Here is a 23,070-nt window from a genome sequence, read left to right as displayed (position 1 = left end):
TGCGATCGATGTTCGCCATTATTACTGTAGAGCACAACGGCCGCCGGGCGCACGAGCGGCCCGGGCGGTATCGGTGAGCCGGCGAGTCGGCCGGCCGGACAGGGAGTGAGCGGCGTGAGCGGCGACGTACCGGTGACGGTGTGGGAACGACCCGTACGGGGCACCAGAGGGCCCGCGCCCGCCCGCACCCACGCCCAGCTCACGGCCGCGGCCGTCGCGCTCGCCGATTCGGGCGGCCTCGCCGCCGTGTCCGTACGGCGGGTGGCGCGCGAACTGGGTACGGGGCCGGCGTCGCTGTACCGGTACGTGACGAGCCGCGAGGATCTGGTCGACCTGATGCAGGACGCGGCGGCCGGGGAGATCGACCTCACGGTGCCGCCCTCCGGCGACCCCGTCGAGGACCTCACGTCCCTCGCCCTCGCCGTGCGCGCCGTCCACCTTCGCCACCCCTGGCTGCTGGACGTGCCCGACGAGCCGCTGCGGATCGGGCCCAACGGCCTCGCATACCTGGAACACGCGCTGGCCGCCCTCGCCCCCGCGCCGCTGACCGGGCAGGCCAAGCTGGAGGCCGTGGCGATGCTGACCGCGCTCGTCACCACACTGACCCGCGCCGAGGTCCAGTCGGGCGGCTCCCCGACCCCGCGCCAGCGGGCTCAGGCGGCCTATCTCGCACGGGCCGCCGCGGGCGGGAGCCACCCGCTGCTCACCGAGGCACTGGCGGCGGGACCGGTCGCGCACCCACTGGAGAACGACCCCCGGCCCCTGTTCGCCCGAATGGTCCGGCGCGTCCTGGCCGGTCTGACGGGACTCACCTCCTGAGGGTTGACAGTCCCGCCCTCCCGCAAGAAAGTTTCAGCTGTTTGCTGAATCCCGAAAGATATTTTCAGGGAAGGGCACCTGATGACAGAGGAACTGACGGGGGATCATGCCGGAGCGGACAGAGCGATGAGCCGGCGCCGCTTCGGCGGCGCGGCGCTGGCGCTCGGCGGCGCCCTCGCGCTCGGGCCGCTGCCGTTCACCGGGACCGCGCGTGCCGCAGGGAACGCCCACGGCGCGCCCGCCGAGCGGCCCCGGCGCGGAGCCACCACGCTGCGCCACGGCACCGCCCGTGAGGCCGGGCTCCTCGGTGACGAGCTGGACCATCTGGTCACGGACGCGGAGACCTACCTCGGCCCCTCCCCCGAACACCCCTACTACGCGGGCGCGGTACTGCTCGCGGCCCGGGGCGGCACGGTCGCCCTCCACCACCCCATCGGCAAAGCCGTCCGCTACTCGGGCTACGACGACACCACCGACACCGGCATCGAGTTCCCGGCCGGACAGCAGATCGACGCCACCGAGGACACGGTCTACGACCTGGCCTCCCTGTCCAAGCTGTTCACCTCGGTCGTGGCCGTGCAGCAGATCGAGCGCGGACGCCTCGACGCCGACGCGAAGGTCGCGGCCTACCTCCCCGCGTACGCGGGCGGCGGCAAGCAGGACATCACCGTCCGGATGCTGCTCACGCACATCTCGGGGCTCCAGGCCGACCTGCCGTTCTACGACGAACCGGACCGCGCGGCGATGCTCCGCCTGCTGTGGGACGAGGCACCGATCCACCCTCCGGGCACCGTCTACCTGTACTCCGACCTGAACATGATCTCCCTCCAGCTGGTACTGGAGAAGATCACCGGCAGTCCGCTCGACGAGCTGGTCCGCACCGGGATCACCGAACCCCTCGGCATGACCCGCACCCGCTACAACCCGCCCGCCTCCTGGAAACCGGCGATCGCCGCGACGGAGGTCGAGCGCCCGCCGTGGTCCGCGCTCAGCCGAGGGCTGGTGTGGGGCGAGGTGCACGACGAGAACGCGTACGCCTTCGGCGGAGTGGCGGGCCACGCCGGGGTGTTCTCCCGCGCCTGGGACCTCGCGGTCCTCGCCCGGACGCTGCTCAACGGCGGCGCGTACGGCAGCAGGAGGATCCTGGAGCCGGACTCCGTGCGGCTGATGTTCACCAACTTCAACACGGGGTTCCCCGGCGACGACCACGCTCTGGGCTGGGAGCTCTACCAGCACTGGTACATGGGCGCCATGGCCACTCCGGCGACGGCGGGGCACACCGGCTTCACCGGCACGAGCATCGTCATCGACCCCACGAGCGACTCGTTCCTGATCGTGCTCGGCAACTCGGTCCACCCGGTGCGGAACTGGCGCTCCGGCAGTGCGCCGCGGGTGGCGACCGGCAACCGGATGGCACGGGCCGTCGCCGTCACGCCGCACGGGGGACGCACGGCCTGGTTCTCCGGCATGGCGAGCGCCACCACGGCCACGCTCACCCTCCCCGACCTCACGCTCGCCGCCGCGCACCCGCGCTACGAGACTTCGCTGTGGTGGGACACCGAGCCGGCGTCCGACGCCGTCCACCTGGAGGCGTCGGTGGACGGGGGCACGAGCTGGCGGCCCGTCCCCTTCACCACCACCGGTGGCGGGGCGGCCCAGGACCATCCGGACGGCGCCGCGACCGGCTGGTCGGGCCGCGTCTGGCACGGGCTCACCGCGGATCTCACGGCCCTGCGCGGGGCGCCGGTGCGGCTGCGGTGGCGGTACACGACCGACCCGCTGTACGTGGGCCGCGGGGTCTACGTCGACGGGCAGCGCGTCATCGACGGCGCGCGCACGGTCTTCGACGGGGCGCGCCGCGCGGATGCCTCCCGCGTCACCCCCGTCGGCTGGACCCGCTCGGACACCTGACGCTCCCGCCGGGCGCGGCATGTGAGCACCGGGCACGGCCAGCCGGCCGCGCCCGGTGCCCGTGGGTCGCCCCGGGCCTGGGCGCTGCGGCTAGGGCCGCCTCGCGCCGCAGCCCGGAGCGAGGCGTCACCGGCCGGTGGACCGGGAGGGCAGGGTCGCCTTCCTGGCCCGGTCCACCGCCTCATGCGGGGCGTCAGTGCCCTGCGGCCGCCGGCTCCAGAACGAAGACCGGTATCTCGCGTTCCGTCTTCTTCTGGTAGTCCGCGTAGTCCGGGAACGCCTCGACGGCCCGGGCCCACCAGAGAGCCTTCTCGCTCCCGGTCACCTCACGCGCCACCATGTCCTGGCGGAGCGGTCCGTCCTGCAGTTCCACACGCGGGTCCGCCACCACGTTGTGGTACCAGACCGGGTGCTTGGGGGCCCCGCCCAAGGAGGCGACCACGACATAGGTGCCCTCGTGCTCCACACGCATGAGCGGGGCCTTGCGTATCTTGCCGCTCTTCGCACCCAGGGTCGTCAGGATGATGACGGGCAGGTCACGCCGCTGCACGTCGTCGGAACCGACCAGGCTGCCCAGCGTCGTCCCCTCCGTACCGCCGGACTTCTCGTACAGCTCGACCTGCTCGCGTACCAAACGGGTCGTGCTCGGCTCGTACTCGCCATTGAGTGGCATGTTTCGCGTCTCCAAGTCGTAGACAGTCTTCCTGGGACGCAACGAACAAGGCGGACCCGGCCATTCCCTCGCGCCCGGCCCTGGCGTGATCCTGCCCTGACCCGGCGCACGGGACGCACCGACGGTCACCGCGAACCGGGCGAAAAGCCCCCTGCACGCCCCCGTCCCCCACCCGCCGCGGCCGAACCGGCGTCGACGCCGACGCCGTCGCCGTCGAAGCGCCGCCGTGCCGCAGTGCCACCGCCACGGCTCCGGTGGGACCCCGGCCCTGGAAACCCCGCGTCTACGGCGCTGTATAACCGGGTCATGATCTACCACGCCCTGGTCCCGGGTGACGGGAACGCACGCTCCGACCGCCCCTACGCACCCCCCTCCCTCGCGGAGGACGGCTTCATCCACTGCTCCCCCGACGAAAGCACCACCCTGGCCGTCATCAACGCCTTCTACCGGAACGCGCCACGGCCCCTGCGGGTACTGGTCCTCGACGAGGACCGGCTGGAAGCCGAGCTGCGATGGGAGGCGGCGACCCCCGCGCCGCCGCCCGGCGTCGCGGAAGGCACCCTGTTCCCCCACGTGTTCGGGCCCATCAACCGGGACGCCGTCGAGCGGGTCGAGGAGGTCCAGTGGGACGAGGGGAACCGGGCGGTCTGCTTGCGGAGGACTGACTGAGAGCCGGCCCACGGCCTTCCGGCGTCTCGGCAGGCCGGGCGCACCCGTGCCCGGCTGCCGCGCTGCGCAGAATCCGGGAAGAGCCTGGTGGCATTCGAGGCTCCATGACGCGACCAGCCACACCTGAGGCCGGGCAGTCGGCGAGACGGACGCCCCGTCGGCGCCGCCCCGCTGAGGGGGACCGGACTCCGGCCCCTCATCCGGCCCCGCCGCGCGGCCGGCCCGGCCGTGGCCCGGGATGTGCGGGGTCCCGTCGCGGCCGGGGCCGGGACGCGCGCCACCGGCCCGGACCGGCGTGGGGCCCGGGCCTCGCGCGGTGAGGGCGGCCGGGCCGGCGCGCCTCCGCGGACGGCGGACGCACCTTCGACGGGAGCCCTGGTGGACTTTCAACCATCTGACACACCGGACCCACGGCCTCGCACATTGCGACATTCTTCGCAGAACAGGAGACTTTAAGAGTCCGTGCGGGCCCGGCCGACTGCCCCGGAATCGGTGGATCACCCGCAGGGCATCCCTCGGCGCTGGTTCCCGCACACGGAGATCGGAAGCGACATCATGACCGTCAACGCATCGAAGACCGCTGTCGTCACCGGCGGCTCGTCCACGTTCGGAGCCGCGTACGCCCTGAAGCTCGCGCAGCGCGGGTACTCCCTCGTGCTGACCGGCCGCAGTGAGAGCCGCCTCAGCGCCGTGGCGAGGGACATCGAGGAGCGCACCGGTGCGGGCGTCGAGATCATGGTCGCGGACCTCACCTCACCCGTCCAGCTCAAGGGGGTCGAGGAGCGGCTCAGCAGTGACGAGGCGATCGACCTGCTCGTCAACAGCGCGGGCGCGGCGGTGTACGCCCCCGCCCCGGGCTTCGCCGCGAGCGCCATCGACGAGCAGGTCGCGGTCAACGTCACCGCGCTGACCCGGCTGACGACCGCCGCGCTCACCGGGATGACGCGGCGCGGACACGGGACGGTCGTGAACATCTCGTCCGCGCTCGCCTTCTACATTCTTCCTGTCAGCGCGGTGTACAGCGCCACCAAGAGCTACGTGCTGACGTTCACCCAGGCGCTCCAGCAGGAACTCGCGGGCACGGGTGTCGTGGTGCAGGCCGTGGTGCCCGGAGCGATGCGCACCGAGTTCTGGGAGGGCTCGGGCGTCGAACTGTCCGCGTTCCCCGACGAGGCCGTCATGTCGCCGGAGGACGTCGTGGACGCGGCACTCGCCGGCCTCGACGCGGGTGAAGCCGTCACCGTTCCCTCCCTGGTGGACATCGCCGACTGGGAGAGCTACGAGGAAGCGCTGCGCAGGCTCGCGTCCGGCGTGTCACGCTCGGTGCCCGCCGAGCGCTACCGCCGCTGACCGCGGCCGTCGGACACGTGCGCCACGTCGCCGGAAACTCCCCCTGGGGCGGCCCGTTCGGGCCGCCCCAGGCGGGTGGTGACCCGAGTTTTTCCGCCACTGCCTCAGAGGGGCGGTTTCGCCGCGGCGGCGGTCGCCGCACCGTCCGCCTGCCGGCCGCTTCGGCCCCGCGTCACCGGCCCAGAACGGCCATCGCCGCGTTGTGGCCCGGTACACCGCTGACTCCGCCACCGCGCACCGCGCCGGCACCGCACAGCAGCACGTTCGGGTGCGCGGTCTCGACGCCCCAGCGCCCGGAGTCCCGCCCGGCGTACGGGAAGGACAGGTCCCGGTGGAAGATGTGGCCGCCGGGCAGGCCGAGTTCGCGTTCCAGGTCCAGCGGCGTCTTGGCCTCCACACAGGGGCGGCCTTCGGCGTCCAGCGCGTAGCAGTCACCGATCGGCTCGGCCAGCCGGGCGTCGAGCTGGGCCAGCGTCGAGGCCAGCAGCCGCTCGCGCACGGCGTCGTTGTCCTTGGAGAACAGCCGCGCCGGTGTGTGCAGTCCGAAGAGGGTGAGGGTCTGGTGGCCGCTCCCTACGAGGTCCGGCCCGAGGATCGAGGGGTCGGTCAGTGTGTGGCAGTAGATCTCGGAGGGGGGCGCGGAGGGCAGCTGCCCGGCCGCCGCCTCCCGGTGCGCCGCGGCCAGTTCCCCGTATCCCTCGGCGATGTGCAGGGTGCCCGCGAACGCCTCACGCGGATCGACCGAGGTGTCCTTCAGCCGGGGCAGCCGGGTCAGCACCATGTTGACCTTGAACTGCGCCCCCTCGGCCGGTACGGGCGGCTCCTCGCCGAGCAGTTCGGCGAGCGCGCGCGGGGAGGCGTTCACCAGGACGTGCCGCGCGGTGACGCTTCCCTCCTCCTCCCCGGCCCGGTAGGTCACCTCTCCGCTCGTGCCGTCGGTGTCGATCCGCAGCGCCTCGTGGCCGGTGAGGATCTCGGCGCCGGCCGCGCGGGCGGCCCCGGCGAGCGCGTCCGTCAGCGCGCCCATGCCGCCGACCGGCACGTCCCAGCTGCCGGTGCCGCCGCCGATCACGTGGTAGAGGAAACAGCGGTTCTGGATCAGGGACGGGTCATGAGCGTCGGCGAACGTGCCGATCAGCGCGTCGGTGAGGACGACTCCGCGCACCAGGTCGTGGTCGAAGCGCTTCTCGATGGCGGCGCCGATCGGCTCCTCGAACAGCATCCGCCAGGAAGCCTCGTCGTCGACGCGCTCGCGCAGTTCGGCGCGGGTGGGCAGCGGTTCGGTCAGCGTGGGGAAGATCCGCTCGGCGACCCGGGCCGTGGCGCCGTAGAACTGCTGCCACGCCACGTACTCGCTGTCGCCGCCGGTGAGTTCGGCGAAGGACGCACGCGTGCGGCCCTCGCCCACCAGGAGGCCTCCGTCGCCGTGCGGTGTGTACGAGGAGACGGTCCTGCGCCGCACCTCGAACCGCAGCCCCAGATCGGCGACGATCTTCTGCGGCAGCAGGGACACGAGGTAGGAGTACCGGGACAGACGGGCGTCCACGCCGGGGAAGGGCCGGGTGGACACGGCCGCGCCCCCGGTCGTGGGGAGGCGTTCGAGGACCAGCACCGAGCGGCCGGCCCGGGCGAGATAGGCGGCGGCGACCAGTCCGTTGTGGCCGCCGCCCACGATCACTGCGTCGTACGTGGCATGTGCGGGCATGACCCTTCGTAACACGCGGATCAACGGCGGCCAAGGTTCCGGGGCGCCCGAGGTCAAGCCGTTGCGGAACCGCGCCCTTGGGTGAGCGCGTCGATGCGGCGGCGCAGCCGCTGCGCCTCCTCGTCATTGCCCAGTTGCTGGAGGCAGTGCACCTCGTCGCCGAGGGCGGTCAGCGTGTCCGGGTGCCCCTCGCCGAGGACGCGGGCGCGGGCCGCCGAGACGTCCCGGTACTCCGTGAGCGCGTCGGACCAGCGGCCGAGCCAGCCCAGTGCGACGGCGACCTCCCGGCGGCTGACCAGGGTGTCGAAGTGATCGGGGCCGAGGACCCGGCCGCGTACGGCGGCGACGTCACGGGCCTCGGCGAGGGCCTCCTCCCAGCGCCCGAGGCGCCCCAGGTTCACCCCGAAGCCGTGCCGGGCGCGCAGCGTCTCCGGGTCGGCGGGTCCCCCGGCGCGGGCCCGGTCGTCGATCAGCGAGCGGAACTGCTTCAACGCGTCCTCACTGCGGCCGAGCCGGCCGAGGCAGATGCCGATCTCGTAGCGCGCGGCGAGCGTGTCGCGGTGGTCGGCTCCGAGCGCCTGGGCGCGGGCGAGGGCGACCTCGCGGTACAGGTCGAGTGCCTCCTGCCAGCGGCTCAGCCGGCCGAGCGCGTAGGCGACCTCGTAACGGGTGACGAGGGTGTCGGCATGGACGTCGCCGAGGACCCGGGCGCGGGTGACGGCGACCTGCCGCGCCATCGCCAGCGACTCCTCAAGGCGGCCGAGACGGCTGAGGCTGAAGGCCAGGTTGTGGCGGCAGCGCAGGGTGTCGGGGTGGTCGGGGCCCATGGTGCGTACCCGGGAGGCGAGTACGGAGGCGTACACCTCGTGGGCCTCGACGTGGCGGCCGAGCCTGCCGAGGACGTAGGCGGTCTCCTGGCGCGCGGCGAGCGCCTCGGAGTGATCGGGGCCGAGGGTGCGCTCCCTGCCCTCGGCGACCCGGGTGAAGACCGGCAACGCCTCGGGGGCCCGGCCGGTCCTGCCCAGGGTGAAGGCGAGTTCGTAGAGGCTGTCGAGGGTGTCGGGGTGGTCCGGGCCGAGGTAGAGCTCCCGCTCCGCGGCGACCTCGCGGTACACCTCACCGGCCTCCTCCCAGCGTCCGAGCCGGCCGAGGCCGAGGCCCGCGCGGTGCCGGTCGGCGAGGGCGGCGAGCCGCTCGGGGGTGGGAGTGGGGCGCCGCTCGGACCGCTGCCCGGTGACCGGCGCCTGCGGTCCGTCGGGAACGGCCCGCGTCCAGGCGCCGGTGAGCCCGTCGACCGGCCCCGGGGCGGTTTCCCGCAGCACCACGGCAGAGGTCGCACGGTGGCCCACGGTCATGCCCCGGGTCCAGTCGGGCAGTCGCGGATCGCGCGGCGCGGCGCCCGCGCCCACGGGGGTCGACACCGGTGTGCCCGAGGTGGGGGTGACGGCGATCGGCGCAGCAAGCGCCGGGTCGGTCACCTGCGGCGGCAGCGGCACGGCGTCACCCTCGCCGCGGGCGGGGGCCGGCCAGGCGTGCTCGCCCGTCCAGCCGTCCACGGGGACGGGGGCGGGACGCAGGAACGACACGCCGGCGCCGGGCCCGGCCGGGAACCCCTCGGCCGCGCGCGCCGCGAGGAGCCTGTGGCGCAGTTCGGACGCCTCGGCCGGGCGGTCCTCGGGGTTCTTCGCGAGCAGGTCGAGGATGAGCGCGTCGAGGTACCCCGGCAGTTCGGGCCGGTGCTCACGGGGCGGGGTCGGCTCGGTCATCCGGTGGCCGACGAGGATCGCCCAGGCGTGGCTCTTGTCGAACGGGGGCGCGCCGGTGGCGAGTTCGTACAGCACGCAGCCCAGGGAGTAGAGATCGCTGCGGCGGTCGATCTCGCCGCCGGAGATCTGCTCGGGCGACATGTAGTGGGGTGTGCCCATGGCCATGCCGGTATGGGTGAGCTTCGAGGTGAGGCCCACGTCGTGGCCGAGGCGGGCGATGCCGAAGTCGCAGATCTTCACCGTGCCGTCGGTGAGCCGCATGATGTTCGCGGGCTTCAAGTCGCGGTGCACGATGCCCTGGTCGTGGGTGTACGCGAGGGCGTCGGCGACCTGGTCGGTGATGTCGAGGACGTCGGCGACGGGCAGCGGGCCGCCGTGGTCGGCGAGGATCTGGCCGAGGTTGCGCCCGGCGAGCAGTTCCATCACGAGGTAGAGGACGCCGTCGTGTTCGCCGAAGTCGTGCACGACGGTGACGCCGCGGTGCTGGAGCTGGGCCGCCACCCGGGCCTCGCGGCGGAACCGCTCCCGCATCACCCGCACGAGCGAGGCGTCCTGTTCCGGACCGAGGGGTTTGAGGCACTTGACGGCGACGCGGCGGCCGAGTGCCTCGTCGCGGGCCTCCCACACCTCACCCATCCCACCGCGCCCGATGAGTTCGAGCAGTCGGTAGCGGCTCTGGATCAGCCTGGTGTCGGCCATGGCCCGCTGTCGCCCCCGTCGCTTCGCTTCTCGCCTCCCGGCCGCTCCAGTATGGCCGGGCGGCGGCGCGGGGAGTACGGGTCGGGCCTGGTCCCCGGCCCGAGTCGGGCCACGGCCCGCAGGATGTGTTTCGGAGGCAGCTGCCAGCGCACCGTCGAGGGGATGAGCCGCAGTAGGTTCCCCGCGATCCTCAGCCGCCGGTCCACGGCCTCGGGCGCGGGAGCAGGCCGCCCGTAGGCCACGTGCGCGAAGTGCGGCAGCGCGTCGTACGCGAGGGACGCCACCCTGCTCCACAGCACGGCTCGCGCCGGGGTCAGCGGCCCGGGTACGGGCGGGCGGCGCAGGAAGTCGTCCACCTCGCGCGCCTCGGGGCCGCAGGCCAGGTCGGGCAGGACACGGGTGAAGTAGGCGGCGAGTTCCGCGGTGGTGGCGGGCACGTCGGCCGGGTCGAGCCCGACGAGGCGCGCGCTGTGGCGCTGCTCGGCCACGTAGCGGTCGGCTGCCGCGCCGTCGAGAGGCAGGCCGGAGCGGCGTGTGACGTCGAGGTACGAGTCGATCTCGGCGCAGTGCACCCACAGCAACAGCTCCGGCTCGTCCACACCGTAGCGTTCGCCGGTGCCGGGGTCCGTGGCCTTCAGCCGGCGGTGGATGCCCCGGATGCGGGCGCCCGCCTCCTCGGCGGCCGGCGTGGTGCCGTAGGTGACGGTGGCGACGAACCGGGCCGTGCGCAGCAGCCTGCCCCAGGTGTCCTCGCGGAAGTCGCTGTTCTGCATCACGCCGCGCACGGCGCGGGGGTGCAGCGCCTGGAGGTAGAGGGCGCGGATGCCCGCGATCCACATGGCGGGATCGCTGTGCGTCTGCCAGGTGACCGAGGCGGGGCCGAACAGGCCCGGGTCCCTCTCGTCCATCGGTCCTCCCCCAGCCGCCTCGTCGTACCCACCGGGCGCCGCGCCGGGCATCCCGGCAGCCAGCCTACGACCCGCCCGGCCCTCTCCGCGCGGCGGCCCCGGCGGGACGCGGTGCACTATGGCGGCATGCTGCTGGCCCCGCTCGCCCGTGTGTCCGGGGAGGTCGCCGAGACATCGGCCCGCTCCCGCAAGACGGCCCTGATCGCCGAGGTGTTCCGCGAGGCGGACCCCGAGGACGTGCCCGTTGTGATCGCGTACCTGGCGGGGCGACTGCCGCAGGGGCGGATCGGGGTGGGCTGGAGCGCGCTGAAGGATCCGCCGCCGCCCGCCGCCGGGCCCTCACTGACGGTACGGGAGGTGGACGCCACGCTCACGGCGCTCGCCGCCGTCGCCGGCCCCGGCTCGCAGGCACGGCGACGGGAGCTGGTGGGCGCCCTGCTCGGCGCGGCCACGGCGCCGGAGCAGCGGTTCCTCATCGGGATCCTCTCGGGAGAGGTGCGGCAGGGCGCGCTCGACGCGATCGCGGTGGAGGCCGTGGCGATCGCCGCGGGGACGCCGGCCGCCGGGGTGCGCAGGGCGGTGATGCTCGCGGGGTCGGTGTCGCGGGTGGCGGAGCGGCTGCTCGCCGAAGGACCGGCCGTGCTCGCGGAGTTCCGGCTGACGGTGGGCTCCCCGGTGCTGCCGATGCTCGCCCAGACCGCGTCGTCGGTGGCCGACGCGGCGGACCGTCTCGGGGGCTGCGCGGTCGAGGAGAAGCTCGACGGGATCCGGGTGCAGGTCCACCGCGACGGCGACAGCGTGCGGGTGTTCACCCGCACGCTCGACGACATCACGGACCGGCTGCCGGAGGTCCGCGCCGTGGCGAGCGGCCTGGAAGGGGACGGGTTCGTGCTGGACGGCGAGGTGATCGCGCTCGGCGCCGACGGCAGACCGCGGCCGTTCCAGGAGGTGGCGGGACGGGTCGGGTCACGCACGGACGTACCGTCGGCGGCCGCGGCGCTGCCGCTGTCCCCGGTGTTCTTCGACATCCTGGCGCGGGACGGCCGGGACCTGCTGGACCTGCCGTACACGCGGAGGCACGCGGCCCTCGCCCGGCTGGTGCCCGAACCGCTGCGGGTCCGCCGGGTGGTGGTGGCGGACGACTCCGGGGAGGTGGGGCGGGCCGAGGCCGATGCCTTCCTGCGGACGACGCTGGAGCGCGGTCACGAGGGCGTGGTGGTGAAGGGCCTCGGTACGGCCTACGGCGCGGGCCGGCGCGGCGCGGGCTGGCTGAAGGTGAAGCCGGTGCACACGCTGGACCTCGTCGTGCTGGCGGCGGAGTGGGGGCACGGCCGGCGCACGGGCAAGCTGTCGAACCTGCATCTGGGGGCACGCCGGCCGGACGGGACGTTCGCGATGCTCGGCAAGACCTTCAAGGGCCTCACGGACGAGATGCTGGCCTGGCAGACCGACCGGCTGCGGGAACTTGCCGTGGACGACGACGGGTTCACCGTGTCCGTCCGCCCTGAGCTGGTGGTGGAGATCGCCTACGACGGGCTCCAGAGCTCCACCCGGTATCCGGCGGGGGTGACGCTGCGGTTCGCGCGGGTGCTGCGCCACCGCGAGGACAAGCGGGCCGAGGACGCGGACACCGTGGAGACGGTGCTGGAGGGCCACGGCTGAGCGGGTCGCGGCACGCAGCGGGCCGCGGGCCGCTGCGTGCCGGACGCGGATGGGGCGCGCCCCGGCCCGGGTATGGCGGGCCGGGGCGCCTCGGGGGACGCTACTGCGCGGAGCCGCGCGGGACGACGGCCGAGTCCACGCTCGGCAGCGAGCGCCAGTCCGCCGAGACGATGCTCGCGTGGTCCTGGGCCAGCAGGTTCAGCCGGTCCCTGGCCTGCTGCTCGGTCGGGTTGGTGCCGTCGATCGCCGGGGCCACGTTCTGGGCGTCGGTCAGGACGACGAAGTAGTGGTTCTGGTCGTACCAGTTGAGGTCGATGCCGTTGGACACGAAACCGCTGGCGTCGGTGTCGAAGAACACGAACCAGGGACGCAGGGTGGCATCCGCGTACCGGGTGCGCGGGTCGCCCGGCGTGTTGACGGTGTGCACGGCGGGGAACGCCGTGGCCTGTGCCAGGTTGCCGGCCGCCTGCAGGTCCCGCAGGTGGGTCGCGTACTCCTGGTCGGTCCAGAAGGTGTCGAAGGGGTTCTGCTCCTCGACGGTGCCCGGTATCAGCTCGATGACGAACTTGCCCTGGAGCTGCGCGCGGGACGGCCAGGCGTTGGCCCGGGCGGCGGCGTCGAGGGTGGCGTACGTGCCCGCGGTGAGGTCGGCCGGGCGGAAGAGGGAGGTGCCGAGTTTGCTGTTGACGAGCGTGTCGAACTCGGCGGGCCCGCGGCCCTTGTTCGCGAGGAAGCCGTCCTTCATCTCCACCTTGACCACGACCGGGGCGTGGTCGGGATGGGCGTCGCTCCAGGTCTTCAGGTCCGTGAGGCAGCCCGCCAGGTCCTTGTTGGTGGAACCGGAGGTGAGGCCCGCCACGGTGGTGGAGCCCGTGCAGTTGTTGCTGTTGCCGACCGGGTCGTGGGAGACCCGGAAAGCGGACCCCACGAGGTTCGTCCAGGTGTCCAGCTCGATCAGCCCGGTTCCGGTGCCGAGACCGTCCGCGAGGTACGGGAACGCCGCCGGGTCGTAGGTGTTGTGGATGCCTACCGCCGTCGACTGGGAGTACGGGAGTTGCTGCACGTCTGCCGCGGAGGCAGGCGAGCCGAGCAGGGCGACGAGCGCGGCCGCGCCGAGGGCGACGGCGCTGCGGACGGATCTGGACATGGGGGTTCGTCCTCCCGAAAGCATGGATGGGGCATGCCGGTTCAGTGCCAAACAGCATGGAGCGTAGGCGAGTTCGGTGACGAACGGGAGGACGCGATCTTAAAGGACAGCTGCTTGGCGGCCGACGAGTCCTGCGAGTCCACGCCGGGTGACCGCCACCACGGCCCGGTCGCCGGCCCGCAGGACATAGTCCCCCGGCGGTACGGGAGTACCGGAGCCCCGGCGCTCCGCGGGCCGGTCCACCGCGACGATGCGGCACGTCCCCGCTGTGAACACCTCGTCCACGGTGCGCCCTTCGAGTCGCGGCTGGCCGGCGACGGCGAGAGTGGCGATCAGCAGGACGCGCCGCTCGACCGGGATCGCGCCGACGATCTGGCGGCCCAGCATGGCCACCGCGAAGGCCGGTGCGGCGAGCGCCGACACACTGCGGCTGCGGGTCAGCGCCGCCGGGTAGGCGGCGCGCATGGTGCGGTAGACGGCCGTGGCGAAGTCGTCGTCGTAGAGCCGCAGTGCGACCCGCAGGTCGGGGGCGAGGGTCCGCGCGTACAGCACCGCCTCCAGGTTGGTGGTGTCCTTGCTGGTGAGCGCGAGCAGCGCCGCGGCCCTGCCGATGCCCGCCGCTTCCAGGACGCCTTCCTGCGTGACGTCCCCGATGACCGTCGGTACGCGCATCCGTCGCGCCACGGAGACACCGCGTGCGGTCGGGTCGACCTCCACGCACACCACCGGGATGCGCAGGTCGCGCAGTTCCCGCAGCACCCGGCCGCCGATCTTGCCGAGGCCGAGGAGCACGACGTGGCCGGACTGCCCGCGGCTCGGACGGCGCAGCGAGGACGCCGTACGGAAGGTGCCGAACACTTCGAGGACCGCGGCCGTGACGAGCGGCAGCAGCAGGAGTCCCGCGAAACCGGCGAGGAGTTGGAGGATCTTGCGGTCCGCGGGCTGACCGCGGGCCGGATCGTCGATGGCGAAGAGGTCGAGGAGCACGAGATAGAGAGCGCCGAGCGGGCTGGTGGTCCCCATGGTGATCCAGGTGGCGCCCGCCAGCGCGAGGACCGCGGCGCTGATACCGGCGAAGGACCAGCGCACCTGCCGGGAGAACAGCGCGGTGAGCGGCGCGCCCCGGCCGGCCGCCCGCGCGGTGCCCTGCCGGTCCGTCCCGACCCGTTCGAGCACCACCCGGCCGCGCTCCGCCGCGCCCGCCACCGCCGCGTCGTCCGGCAGCAGTTCGGGACTGTCCCCTCCGCGGTAGGGCGTGCCGTCGGCGGTGGTCCCCGTGGACAGCAGGGCGAGCGTGGCGAGCGGCGGCTCGGCGTCCGCCCCCGCGCCGGGCGCGCCGCGCTCCACGGCGCGCAGCAGGACACCGCCCGCGGCGATGGCCCTGCTGGTGCCCGCGACGGCCGTGGCGGCGAGCGCGGGGGCCGCGGTGTCGGCGTCCGAGAGCACGGTGGTCAGGGCACCGGTCGTGGGGCCGGGAGCGCCGGCGGGGCCCGTACCGGCACCCGCCTGGTCGAGGAGGTCGGCGAGTTGCTCTCCCAGCCTGCGGTTGTAGAGCCGGATCACCAGCCTCAGGCCGGGGTTGGCGCGGCGGGCGGCGAGCGCGGCCCTGATGTTGATCTCGTCGTCCTCGTAGGCCAGGGCGAGGGCCGCCGCGTCGGCGATGCCGGCCTCGGTCAGTGTCTCGTCGCGCAGTTCCGGTGCCTCGACCACGCGCAGGCCGCTCGCGCGCCGCGCCCCGAACCGGGCGCGCGGCCGCACGGCGGTGGCGGCGGGCGGCATGACGAGGACGACGCGTTCGCCGTACAGCTCGTGGAGTTCGCTCGCGAGCCGCCGGGCCAGCCCGTCGTCGCCGCACACGATCATGTGGCCGTCGCGGTCGCCGGACCGCTCGCCGTCCGCGTCCGGGTCGGCGCCGCCGTCGTGTTGGGTCTGTCGGGGAAGTGAGGGCACGGCCCCAGTGTGCCGAACCGCCGTCAGGACGTGATGGCCGCCCCGGCCGTGGACGGCGGGCCGGGGCGGTCGCGCGGTGCTCCGCGCGGCGGCACGGGGCGTGGGATCAGCCGATCACCGGATCACTGGATGGGCGCACGGACGTCACGTGTTGACGGAGTAGGCGTGGGCGCCGGCGCCCGCGAGGGCCCCCTTGTCCACGATCAGGTACTCCTCGCGCAGCGGCCGGCCCGCGAAGAAGCTCTCCAGGATCTCGCGGGTGCCCGCCGCGTAACGGGCCTGCGCGGAGAGCGAGGAGCCCGAGATGTGCGGTGTCATGCCGTGGTGCGGCATGGTGCGCCAGGGGTGGTCCGCCGGGGGCGGCTGCGGGTACCAGACGTCGCCCGCGTAGCCGGCGAGCCGGCCGTCGCGCAGTGCGCGGTCCACGGCGTCCCGGTCGGCGATCTTCGCCCGGGCGGTGTTGATGAGGTAGGTGCCGCGCTTCATGGTGGAGAGCAGCTTGTCGCCGAACAGGCCCTCCGTCTCCGGGTGCAGGGGCGCGTTGACCGTGACGACGTCGCAGTGCGGCACCATCGCCTCGGTACTGTCGTGCCAGGTGAGGCCGAGCTCGCGCTCCACGTCAGCGGACAGCCGGTGGCGGTCGGTGTAGTGCAGCTGGACGTCGAACGGTGCGAGGCGGCGCAGCACGGCGAGCCCGATGCGCCCGGCGGCGACGGTGCCGACGTGCATACCCTCCAGGTCGTACGAACGGGCCACGCAGTCCGCGATGTTCCAGCCGCCGTCCCGCACCCACTGGTGGCTGGGCAGGTAGTTGCGCACGAGCGAGAGGATCATCATCACGACGTGCTCGGCGACGCTGATGCTGTTGGAGAAGGTGACTTCCGCGACGGTGAGGCCGTGGGCGACGGCCGCGTCGAGGTCGGTGTGGTCGGAGCCGATGCCCGCGGTGACGACGAGCTTGAGGTTCTTGGCCCGCGCGATCCGTTCGGCCGTCAGGTAGGCCGGCCAGAACGGCTGGGAGATCACCACGTCCGCGTCGGCGAGTTCCTGGTCGAAGACCGAGCCCTCCCGGTCCTTGTCCGAGGTGACGACGAGGGTGTGCCCGGCCGATTCCAGCCAGTCGCGCAGGCCGAGCGCGCCGGAGACACTGCCGAGGAGCTCCCCGGGGGTGAAGTCGACGCCCTCGGGCGTGGGCGCTCTCTGCCCGCCGGGATAGCTCGTGATGGCGGGGATGTCGTCCCTGGCGTAGGAGGTCGGGTACCCGTCGACCGGGTCGTCGTACAGCACGCACAGCACCTTCGCCATGACAGACTCCTCATCGGTGTGTTTCGGGAACGTGTCCTCACGGTGGCGGGTGCAGCGGGCGCGGTCAAAGTGAAAGTTCCTGTACGCGGATAGACGGCGGCTATCACCGGCGGTCCGGGCCGCCGCGCCGGATCCGGTCGCTCACGATCCGGCCGCCCGCAGGGTCGTTGGAAACGGGGGTGATCTCAGGACTTCTGGAGATACACGTCGAGAAGGCGGTCGAGCGCCTCACGCACCCCCGCCTGACGGGCGGTCTCCAGCAGGGCGCGGGCGAGGAGGGGTTCGGGGCTGCGGTCGGCGATGACGAGCCCGACGCGCGGCCCGTGGTCGGGGCGGGACAGCGGCAGCACCCGCATGCCCTCGGGCACGCCGAACATGTGCAGCCACGCGTGCGAGATGACACTGGACCAGTGGCCCGCCGACAGGTGCGCGTACAGGCCCGCGACGGAGTCCGTCTCCACGGACGGGGTGACCGCTCCGACACCGTCCGCGGCGAAGAACTCGTCCATGATGCGGCGGTTGCGCATCTGGCGGGTGAGCAGGCACAGCGGCAGCCGGGCGATCTCGGACCACTGGGCCTCCCGCTGCCCGGCCAGCGGCCCGTCCTTCGGTGTGAGCAGCAGGTAGCGCTCCTCGTACAGCGGTGTCCTGCGCACCTTGCCGAGGCTGTCGTCGTCCAGGTAGGTCAGGGCGATGTCGATTTCGAACTCGGCGAGGCGGTGGGTGATGTCCCGGGACGGCAGCGAGTCGATGACGACCAGGGCCCGTGGATGGCGTTCGCAGAAGGGTGTGGTGAGCAGCGACGCCACGGTCAGCGCGGTGGGGATGGCGCCGAGCCGCAGGGTCCCGGCCAACCCGCCGCGCATCGCGGAGAGTTCGTGGCGCAGGGCGTCCCGTTCTGCGAGGATGCGGTGGGCCCACAGCAGGACCCGCTCGCCCTCGGGCGTGAGTCCTTCGAAGCGGCGGCCCCGCCGGACGATGGGCACGTCGAGTTCCCGCTCCAGTTTGCGTATGCCCGCGGAGAGCGAGGGCTGGGAGACGTAGCAGGCGGCTGCGGCGCGGGCGAAGTGGCGCTCCCTGGCGAGTGCGACCAGGTACTCCAGTTGACGCAGCAGCACGGCCCGCTCCCCTGTCCCCCGCCCTCACCGCCCGGCGGGCATCGGCTCGTTCACAGGGCCACCAGGGTGACCTCGGTGGCCTTCACGCTGGTCCATACCCGGACCCCGTCGGCCAGGGCGAGTTCGGCGGCGGCGGCAGGAGTGATCTCGGCCACCAGATCGGGCACCTCGTCGGAGGTGACGAGGACGCGCAGTCTGCTGCCGCTCGCGGTGATCTCCCGTACGGTACCCGGCCATACGTTGCGGGGGCTGCCCTCGGGACGCCGGCGGTGCAGGGCGACCGCCTCGGGACCGATCACCGCGAGCGCGGCGGTCGCCTCGGGCAGCGACTCGGCGACCACGAGCCGGCCGGTGGGCACCACGTCGAGCGCTCCCTCCTGGCACGTGCCCGACCAGGCGTTGTGTCCGAGCATGCGGGCCACCCAGGGCGAACGGGGGTGGCGGGAGACCTCGGCGGGCGGCGCGTCCTGAAGACTGCGGCCGCCGTCCAGGACCAGGACACGGTCGGCGAGCGAGACCGCTTCGACGGGGTCGTGGGTGACGATCAGGCAGACCCCGCCGAAGCCGCCGAGGTGGCTGCGGAGCGTGTGGCGCACCTGGGCGCGGGTCGTCTGGTCGAGCGCCGCGAGCGGCTCGTCCAGGAGGAGCAGCCGGGGGCGGGCGGCGAGCGCGCGGGCCAGGGCGACGCGCTGGGCCTGCCCCCCGGAGAGTTCGTGCGGCTTGCGGTGGGCGAGGTGCCCGACGCCGAGCCGGTCGAGCCAGCGCTGCGCGCTGCGCCGCGCCTCGGCACGGGCGACACCGTGCGCGCGGAGCCCGTACGCGGTGTTGCTGAGCGCGTTCAGGTGCGGGAACAGGGCGCCGTTCTGCGGCACCCAGGCGACACCGCGCCGGTGCGGCGGCAGCCGGCTGACGTCGTGGCCGCCGAGGCGCAGGTCGGCGCGGGCCCGGGGGGTGAGGCCGAGCAGGGCGCGCAACAGCGTCGTCTTCCCGGCTCCGTTGGGGCCGACGACGGCGATGGTGGTGCCGCCCTCCGCGTCCAGGGTGAGCTGGTTGAAGCCGGTGACGTCGGCGTGCAGGTTCCAGGTCTCGGCCGGGACGGCCGGCTCCTCGGGCGGCTCCGGCCGCTGCGGCGGTGGCGCGGCGCCCGCGCCGCCCGGCTCCTCGGCCCGGTGTCCGGGCTCGGGCCCGCGGCGCGCGCTCACGCCGGCCCACCGGCCACGCAGTCCGACCAGCACGACCATGGCGATGACGAGCAGCAGCAGTGAGACCGAGGTGGCGGCCTCTGGCGAGTCCTGCAGCAGCAGGTAGACCTCCAGCGGCAGCGTCTGGGTGGTGCCGGGCAGGTTGCCCGCGAAGGTGATGGTGGCACCGAACTCGCCGAGCGCGCGTGCCCAGGTCAGGGCGGACCCCGCGACGAGGCCGGGGGCCACCATCGGCAGGGTGACAGTGAGGAACACCCGTACGGGCGAGGCGCCGAGGGACGCCGCCGTCTCCTCGTAGGCGGGCCTGAGCCCCGCGAGGGTGCCTTCCAGGCTGATGACGAGGAACGGCATCGCGACGAACGCGGCGGCGACGATGGCCCCTGAGGTGTGGAAGGTCAGGACGATGCCGAAGGTGTTCTCCAGGAACGGCCCGATCAGGCCGCGCCTGCCGAAGCCGAGGAGCAGCGCCACACCGCCGACGGTCGGCGGCAGGACCATCGGCAGCAGGACCAGGGAACGCACCAGCGTCTTGCCGGGGAAGTCGACGCGCGCGAGCAGCCAGGCCAGCGGCACGCCGAACAGCAGGGAGAGGCCGAGCGCGCTGAACGAGACCACCAGGGAGAGCTTGAGCGCGAGAAGGGTGTCGTGGGTCGTCAGGTGGTGCCACAGCTCGTGCCACTCGGTGTTGGTGATCACCGCGATGAGCGGCAGCAGCAGGAACGCCACCGCCAGCAGGGCCGGCAGCGCGAGGGCGATCGGGGTGCCCACCCCACGCGTTCGTATGCGAGTCGTCCGAGTCATCCGGTGCGTCCTGACCTGGGTGCGCCTGGGGGTGGGAGCCGGGCACCGTCGCGCCGTCCGGCGAGCGGGGCCGGGCGGCGCGGCGGAGGGGAGCGGAGGCTACGGCTGCTGGAAGCCCGCCTTCTGCAGGATGCTCTGGGCCTCGGGAGTGCTGAGCCACTTCACGAACGCCTGGGCGGCGGCGGACTGCTTGGAGTCCTTGAGGGCGGCGGCCGGGTAGGACGCGACCGCGTTCTGGGCGTCGGGGATGGTGACGGCGTCCACCTTGTCGGTGGCGGTGGCCGCGTCGGTCTTGTAGACGATGCCGGCGTCCGCGCTGGTCTCCACCTTGGTGAGCACCGAACGGACGTCGGTCTCCTCGGACTTGGGGTGGACGGTGACGTGCTGCTTCTTCAGCACCTGGTCGGCGTAGTTGCCGACGGGCACCGAGGGCGCGGCCAGGACGACGGACAGCTTCGGGTTCGCCAGGTCCTTGAGGGACGTGACGTGGTCCGGGTTGCCCTTCTGCGTCACGATCACGAGCCGGTTCTTGGCGATGACCGTCGGGACGTCGACCTCGGACTTCGCGCTGTCCATGGTCTTCGTGTCCGCCGTGACCAGCACGTCCGCGGGAGCGCCCTGCTTCACCTGGGCGACCAGGTCCTGGGAGCCGGCGAAGGAGAAGGCCAGCTTGGTGCCCGGGTTCTCCTTCATGTACGTGTCGCCGGCCGTCTTGAACACGTCGGTCAGCGAGGCGGCGGCGAGCACCGTCAGGTTCGCGGCGGGGGCGCTGCCTGAGGACGAGGAGGCGGAGGGCGCGGCCGCGGAGGCGGACGATCCCGCGTCGGCTTTCTTCCCACTGTCGTCGCTGCTGCCGCAGGCCGCCGCGAGCGGCAGGACGAGGGCCGCGACGGCGACGGCGGCTGAGCGGCGGCGGGTCACAAGAGACATGGGTCTGGGACTCCTTGGGCGTGACGGGGCCGCGGGGCCCCGCGAGCGGATGGGGAAGGAGCGCCGGGGACGGACGACGCCGGTCGTACGACGGTGGGTCAGGTGCGGTCGACGTGCACGTTGGTGGCCTTCACCCGGGCGGTGGCCCGCATGCCCACTTCCAGGCCGAGTTCCTCCACGGCCTCCCGGGTGAGCAGGGAGACGAGCCGGTGGGGGCCCGCCTGGATTTCCACCTGCGCGGCCACGTCGCCCACCTTGACCGCGGTGACGATGCCGGGAAAAGCGTTACGCACCGAGGTGACCTGGGGGTCTTCGTCCTCGGTGTCGATCTGGGCGATCTCCACGGAGAAGGCCGCGAGATCCGGGCCGCTGATGAGACGGCGGCCGCCGTCGTCGCGGTGCGTGGCGACCCGCCCTGCGTCGGCCCAGCGGCGTGCCGTGTCGGGGCTCACCCCGAGCAGCCTGGCCGCCTGACCGATTGTGTACGACTGCATACGCGACAAGATAGGCCGCCTGGCCTGGCATTTACAACTCTTCATGGGAATCTACCGGGCAGATGCGTGCCCAGGCGGAGGAAAGTCCAAGGGGCGTTCTCAGGCCTTGACCGCGCGCAGCACGACGAACTTCGGGTCGCCGGCCACGACCTCGCAATTGCCGAAGAGGCGGCGGAGTTTCGCGTGGTATCCCAGGTGCCGGTTACCGACGACCCAGAGTTCACCGCCTGCTCGCAGCGCCGACTTCGATCCGGTGAACATCCGCCAGGCGGTCGTGTCGGTGGTCGCCTGGTGGCTGTGGAACGGTGGATTGTTGAGTACGAGGTCCACGCTGCCCGCGGGCACCTCACTGAGTCCGTCGCCGAGCACGAAGGCGGCGGGGGCGGCGGGTGAGCCGACGTTCTGTCCGTACGTGGCCTCGGCCGAGGCGATGGCCGCGTACGACTCGTCGATGAAGGTGACCCTCGCGCCGGGGTTGGCGAGGGCGGCCGCGGTGCCGACGACGCCGTTGCCGCACCCGAGGTCGACCACGTGCTCGTGGCCGTGCCGCTGCGGCAGATGGCGCAGGAGGAAACGGGTGCCGAGGTCGAGCCGGTCCGCGCAGAAGATCCCGGCGTGGCCGGTGACCTGGCGCCCCGACATGACGCCCACGTCGCGGGGCAGCGCGTACCGCGCGGGCCAGGGGTTGGCTGGGCCCGCACGCCCGTCGCCGACGAGGCTCCCGGCGGGGGTGGTGAGGATGAGGCGTGCCTTGCGTTCCGCGAGGGTGGTCCTCGTCGGCCCGACGATCCCCTCGAAGAGGCGCAGCGTGGAGGTGTGGATCTCGGTGGTGCGGCCGGTGCCGACGACGACGGTGCCGGGGTGCAGCGCTGGCGCCAGCCGGTGCAGTTGGTCCTCCAGCAGGGCGAGGCTCTTGGGGACGCGGACGAGGAGCACGTCGACTCGCTCGGGCGGCGCGGCGCGGGAGGAGAGCAGGCGCACGGCGGCGCGGTCGATACCCGCCCGGCGCAGGTTCGCACGCGTGGCGCGCTGGGTGAGGTACGAGTCCGTGATCTGGTCGAGCGGCCCGGCCGCCGGCGCTTCGAGGCGGGCGGCGGCGAGGGCGGTGCTCAGGGCGCCCCACCGGTCGCCCAGCACGGTCACGGCGCCCGACAGGTCGGCCCCGGTGTCCGCGAGGTGGCGCAGCGGATAGCTGTCGGCGCCGTCCCAGGCGCGCAGAGGGTCGTGCGGATCTTCCGGATAGCGCGTGAGGACGAACTCGCCCCAGGGTGTCGTCAAACCGTCCATGGTGGTGAACAGGCTAGCCGTCGCGTGTACGGGCTCCGTCGCCGCGGTCGCGGGACGCCCTGCGGGCGCGGTCCAGGGCGGTCTGCGCCTGGGTCCGGTTCAGCACGGCGGCGAACTCGGTCCTGGCGATCTCCAGGACCACGTCGGCGCTCGCCGGGGGCCGCGGATGGTCACGCAGGGCGATGTCCGCGGCGGCACGGGCCAGGATGTCGCCGTCGCGCGCCGCGCCGGGCCGGGAGAGCGAGTGCAGCACTTGGAGCCAGAGGGCGGGCATGGCGTCACTTTCCTTCGTTCCCCGTGTGGACGGACCGCCACCTTCCGTGACGAGCATCGCACGCGGCGGCGCGCCGTACCGCTCGTTCGGACAAAACAAGCGCGGCTCACGGTTTCCGTCCCGGGGCCTCGCCGCCGGCGCCCTTGTCACAGGTGACGGCTTTGCCGGCGCGCCGGCCCGCCCGCCGCGGACGTGGCGGGCGCGCGCCCGTCGGACGCGGCCGCGGGGCCTTACGGCACGGGTCCGCCGGGCAGCGCCTCGGCGGCTCCCGCCCGCTCGGACGCCGCCCCGCCGGACGCGGCCGGGGCGGCCGGTGTCCCGTGCGCGGCCGGTGTCCCGTGCGCGGCGAGCAGTCCGAGGGTGGTCACCAGGGTCGGCCGGGCCCGGCGAACACCGAACG

General features: G+C 73.4%; 19 protein-coding genes. 5 read left to right on the top strand and 14 right to left on the bottom strand.

The features are described 5' to 3' along the window. The first annotated feature begins 114 nt into the window (after positions 1–114). Together OG310_RS32400 and OG310_RS32395 are read left to right on the top strand one after the other, a co-directional pair. Entirely contained in the window at positions 115–819 is a 705-nt protein-coding gene (locus tag OG310_RS32400; RefSeq protein WP_329459398.1) for a TetR/AcrR family transcriptional regulator, read from the top strand. 93 nt (positions 820–912) lie between these two features. Beyond that, complete coding sequence (locus OG310_RS32395; RefSeq protein WP_443078914.1) at positions 913–2,730, top strand: serine hydrolase; 1,818 nt, start codon at positions 913–915, stop codon at positions 2,728–2,730. A gap of 193 nt (positions 2,731–2,923) precedes the next feature. Here the strand turns inward: OG310_RS32395 and OG310_RS32390 are convergent, their stop codons facing one another. Then, complete coding sequence (locus OG310_RS32390) at positions 2,924–3,403, bottom strand: nitroreductase family deazaflavin-dependent oxidoreductase (RefSeq protein ID WP_329459396.1); 480 nt, start codon at positions 3,401–3,403, stop codon at positions 2,924–2,926. Positions 3,404–3,709: 306 nt separating this feature from the next. Here OG310_RS32390 and OG310_RS32385 point away from each other — a divergent pair, with 306 nt between their 5' ends. Together OG310_RS32385 and OG310_RS32380 are read left to right on the top strand one after the other, a co-directional pair. Next, positions 3,710–4,072: a DUF952 domain-containing protein gene (locus tag OG310_RS32385; protein WP_329459395.1), complete on the top strand. Its 363-nt coding sequence runs from the start codon at positions 3,710–3,712 to the stop codon at positions 4,070–4,072. Between the two features lie 555 nt (positions 4,073–4,627). Continuing rightward, the gene (locus OG310_RS32380; RefSeq protein WP_329459394.1) at positions 4,628–5,422 is read left to right on the top strand and encodes an SDR family NAD(P)-dependent oxidoreductase; all 795 of its coding nucleotides are present in this window, start codon (positions 4,628–4,630) and stop codon (positions 5,420–5,422) included. Between the two features lie 172 nt (positions 5,423–5,594). Here OG310_RS32380 and OG310_RS32375 read toward each other — a convergent pair whose 3' ends face one another. Genes OG310_RS32375 through OG310_RS32365 form a run of 3 tightly spaced genes read right to left on the bottom strand, consistent with a single transcriptional unit; the run spans position 5,595 to position 10,500 of the window. After that, positions 5,595–7,127, bottom strand: a complete 1,533-nt coding sequence (locus tag OG310_RS32375) for a phytoene desaturase family protein (RefSeq protein WP_329459393.1) — start codon at positions 7,125–7,127, stop codon at positions 5,595–5,597. 53 nt (positions 7,128–7,180) lie between these two features. Next, on the bottom strand, positions 7,181–9,592 hold the full coding sequence (locus OG310_RS32370; RefSeq protein ID WP_329459392.1) for a serine/threonine-protein kinase: 2,412 nt from the start codon (positions 9,590–9,592) through the stop codon (positions 7,181–7,183). Then, positions 9,574–10,500, bottom strand: a complete 927-nt coding sequence (locus OG310_RS32365) for an oxygenase MpaB family protein (RefSeq protein WP_329459391.1) — start codon at positions 10,498–10,500, stop codon at positions 9,574–9,576. Before OG310_RS32365 ends, OG310_RS32370 begins: the two co-directional genes overlap by 19 nt. A gap of 126 nt (positions 10,501–10,626) precedes the next feature. Between OG310_RS32365 and OG310_RS32360 the strand changes: the two genes are divergently transcribed. Next, on the top strand, positions 10,627–12,162 hold the full coding sequence (locus OG310_RS32360; RefSeq protein ID WP_329459390.1) for an ATP-dependent DNA ligase: 1,536 nt from the start codon (positions 10,627–10,629) through the stop codon (positions 12,160–12,162). Positions 12,163–12,262: 100 nt separating this feature from the next. Here OG310_RS32360 and OG310_RS32355 read toward each other — a convergent pair whose 3' ends face one another. The 10 genes from OG310_RS32355 to OG310_RS32310 form a co-directional block, all read right to left on the bottom strand. Next, a complete protein-coding gene (locus tag OG310_RS32355; protein WP_329459389.1) occupies positions 12,263–13,309 on the bottom strand; it encodes a phosphatidylinositol-specific phospholipase C domain-containing protein in 1,047 nt (348 codons plus the stop codon). A 99-nt stretch (positions 13,310–13,408) separates the two neighbouring features. Further along, positions 13,409–15,172: a potassium channel family protein gene (locus OG310_RS32350; RefSeq protein ID WP_329460490.1), complete on the bottom strand. Its 1,764-nt coding sequence runs from the start codon at positions 15,170–15,172 to the stop codon at positions 13,409–13,411. A gap of 231 nt (positions 15,173–15,403) precedes the next feature. Next, positions 15,404–16,564 carry an NAD-dependent formate dehydrogenase gene (locus tag OG310_RS32345; RefSeq protein WP_329459388.1) on the bottom strand — a complete coding sequence of 387 codons (1,161 nt, stop codon included), beginning with the start codon at positions 16,562–16,564 and terminating at the stop codon, positions 15,404–15,406. 185 nt (positions 16,565–16,749) lie between these two features. Then, positions 16,750–17,682, bottom strand: coding sequence for a LysR family transcriptional regulator (locus tag OG310_RS32340; protein ID WP_329459387.1), 933 nt, complete (start codon positions 17,680–17,682; stop codon positions 16,750–16,752). A gap of 50 nt (positions 17,683–17,732) precedes the next feature. After that, the gene (locus tag OG310_RS32335) at positions 17,733–19,685 is read right to left on the bottom strand and encodes an ABC transporter permease (protein WP_329459386.1); all 1,953 of its coding nucleotides are present in this window, start codon (positions 19,683–19,685) and stop codon (positions 17,733–17,735) included. A gap of 99 nt (positions 19,686–19,784) precedes the next feature. Beyond that, complete coding sequence (gene modA / locus OG310_RS32330) at positions 19,785–20,615, bottom strand: molybdate ABC transporter substrate-binding protein (protein WP_329459385.1); 831 nt, start codon at positions 20,613–20,615, stop codon at positions 19,785–19,787. Positions 20,616–20,713: 98 nt separating this feature from the next. Continuing rightward, complete coding sequence (locus tag OG310_RS32325; protein WP_329459384.1) at positions 20,714–21,109, bottom strand: TOBE domain-containing protein; 396 nt, start codon at positions 21,107–21,109, stop codon at positions 20,714–20,716. A 99-nt stretch (positions 21,110–21,208) separates the two neighbouring features. Then, entirely contained in the window at positions 21,209–22,387 is a 1,179-nt protein-coding gene (locus OG310_RS32320) for a methyltransferase (RefSeq protein WP_329459383.1), read from the bottom strand. A 22-nt stretch (positions 22,388–22,409) separates the two neighbouring features. After that, positions 22,410–22,670, bottom strand: a complete 261-nt coding sequence (locus tag OG310_RS32315) for a hypothetical protein (RefSeq protein ID WP_329459382.1) — start codon at positions 22,668–22,670, stop codon at positions 22,410–22,412. Positions 22,671–22,900: 230 nt separating this feature from the next. Beyond that, positions 22,901–23,038, bottom strand: a complete 138-nt coding sequence (locus OG310_RS32310; protein ID WP_329459381.1) for a hypothetical protein — start codon at positions 23,036–23,038, stop codon at positions 22,901–22,903. Positions 23,039–23,070: the final 32 nt, after the last annotated feature.

The sequence above is a fragment of the Streptomyces sp. NBC_01497 genome (assembly GCF_036250695.1).
In the GTDB taxonomy this organism is placed as follows: Bacteria; Actinomycetota; Actinomycetes; order Streptomycetales; family Streptomycetaceae; genus Streptomyces.
This window is presented reverse-complemented; position numbering and strand designations above follow the sequence as displayed.

Coding starts and splice junctions, on each gene's coding strand:
- OG310_RS32325 (WP_329459384.1), bottom strand. CDS start 21,109: ATGCAGTCGTACACAATCGGTCAGGCGGCCAGGCTGCTCGGGGTGAGC.
- OG310_RS32345 (WP_329459388.1), bottom strand. CDS start 16,564: ATGGCGAAGGTGCTGTGCGTGCTGTACGACGACCCGGTCGACGGGTAC.
- modA (WP_329459385.1), bottom strand. CDS start 20,615: ATGTCTCTTGTGACCCGCCGCCGCTCAGCCGCCGTCGCCGTCGCGGCC.
- OG310_RS32360 (WP_329459390.1), top strand. CDS start 10,627: ATGCTGCTGGCCCCGCTCGCCCGTGTGTCCGGGGAGGTCGCCGAGACA.
- OG310_RS32355 (WP_329459389.1), bottom strand. CDS start 13,309: ATGTCCAGATCCGTCCGCAGCGCCGTCGCCCTCGGCGCGGCCGCGCTC.
- OG310_RS32380 (WP_329459394.1), top strand. CDS start 4,628: ATGACCGTCAACGCATCGAAGACCGCTGTCGTCACCGGCGGCTCGTCC.
- OG310_RS32390 (WP_329459396.1), bottom strand. CDS start 3,403: ATGCCACTCAATGGCGAGTACGAGCCGAGCACGACCCGTTTGGTACGC.
- OG310_RS32375 (WP_329459393.1), bottom strand. CDS start 7,127: ATGCCCGCACATGCCACGTACGACGCAGTGATCGTGGGCGGCGGCCAC.
- OG310_RS32385 (WP_329459395.1), top strand. CDS start 3,710: ATGATCTACCACGCCCTGGTCCCGGGTGACGGGAACGCACGCTCCGAC.
- OG310_RS32350 (WP_329460490.1), bottom strand. CDS start 15,172: ATGATCGTGTGCGGCGACGACGGGCTGGCCCGGCGGCTCGCGAGCGAA.
- OG310_RS32365 (WP_329459391.1), bottom strand. CDS start 10,500: ATGGACGAGAGGGACCCGGGCCTGTTCGGCCCCGCCTCGGTCACCTGG.
- OG310_RS32335 (WP_329459386.1), bottom strand. CDS start 19,685: ATGACTCGGACGACTCGCATACGAACGCGTGGGGTGGGCACCCCGATC.
- OG310_RS32370 (WP_329459392.1), bottom strand. CDS start 9,592: ATGGCCGACACCAGGCTGATCCAGAGCCGCTACCGACTGCTCGAACTC.
- OG310_RS32315 (WP_329459382.1), bottom strand. CDS start 22,670: ATGCCCGCCCTCTGGCTCCAAGTGCTGCACTCGCTCTCCCGGCCCGGC.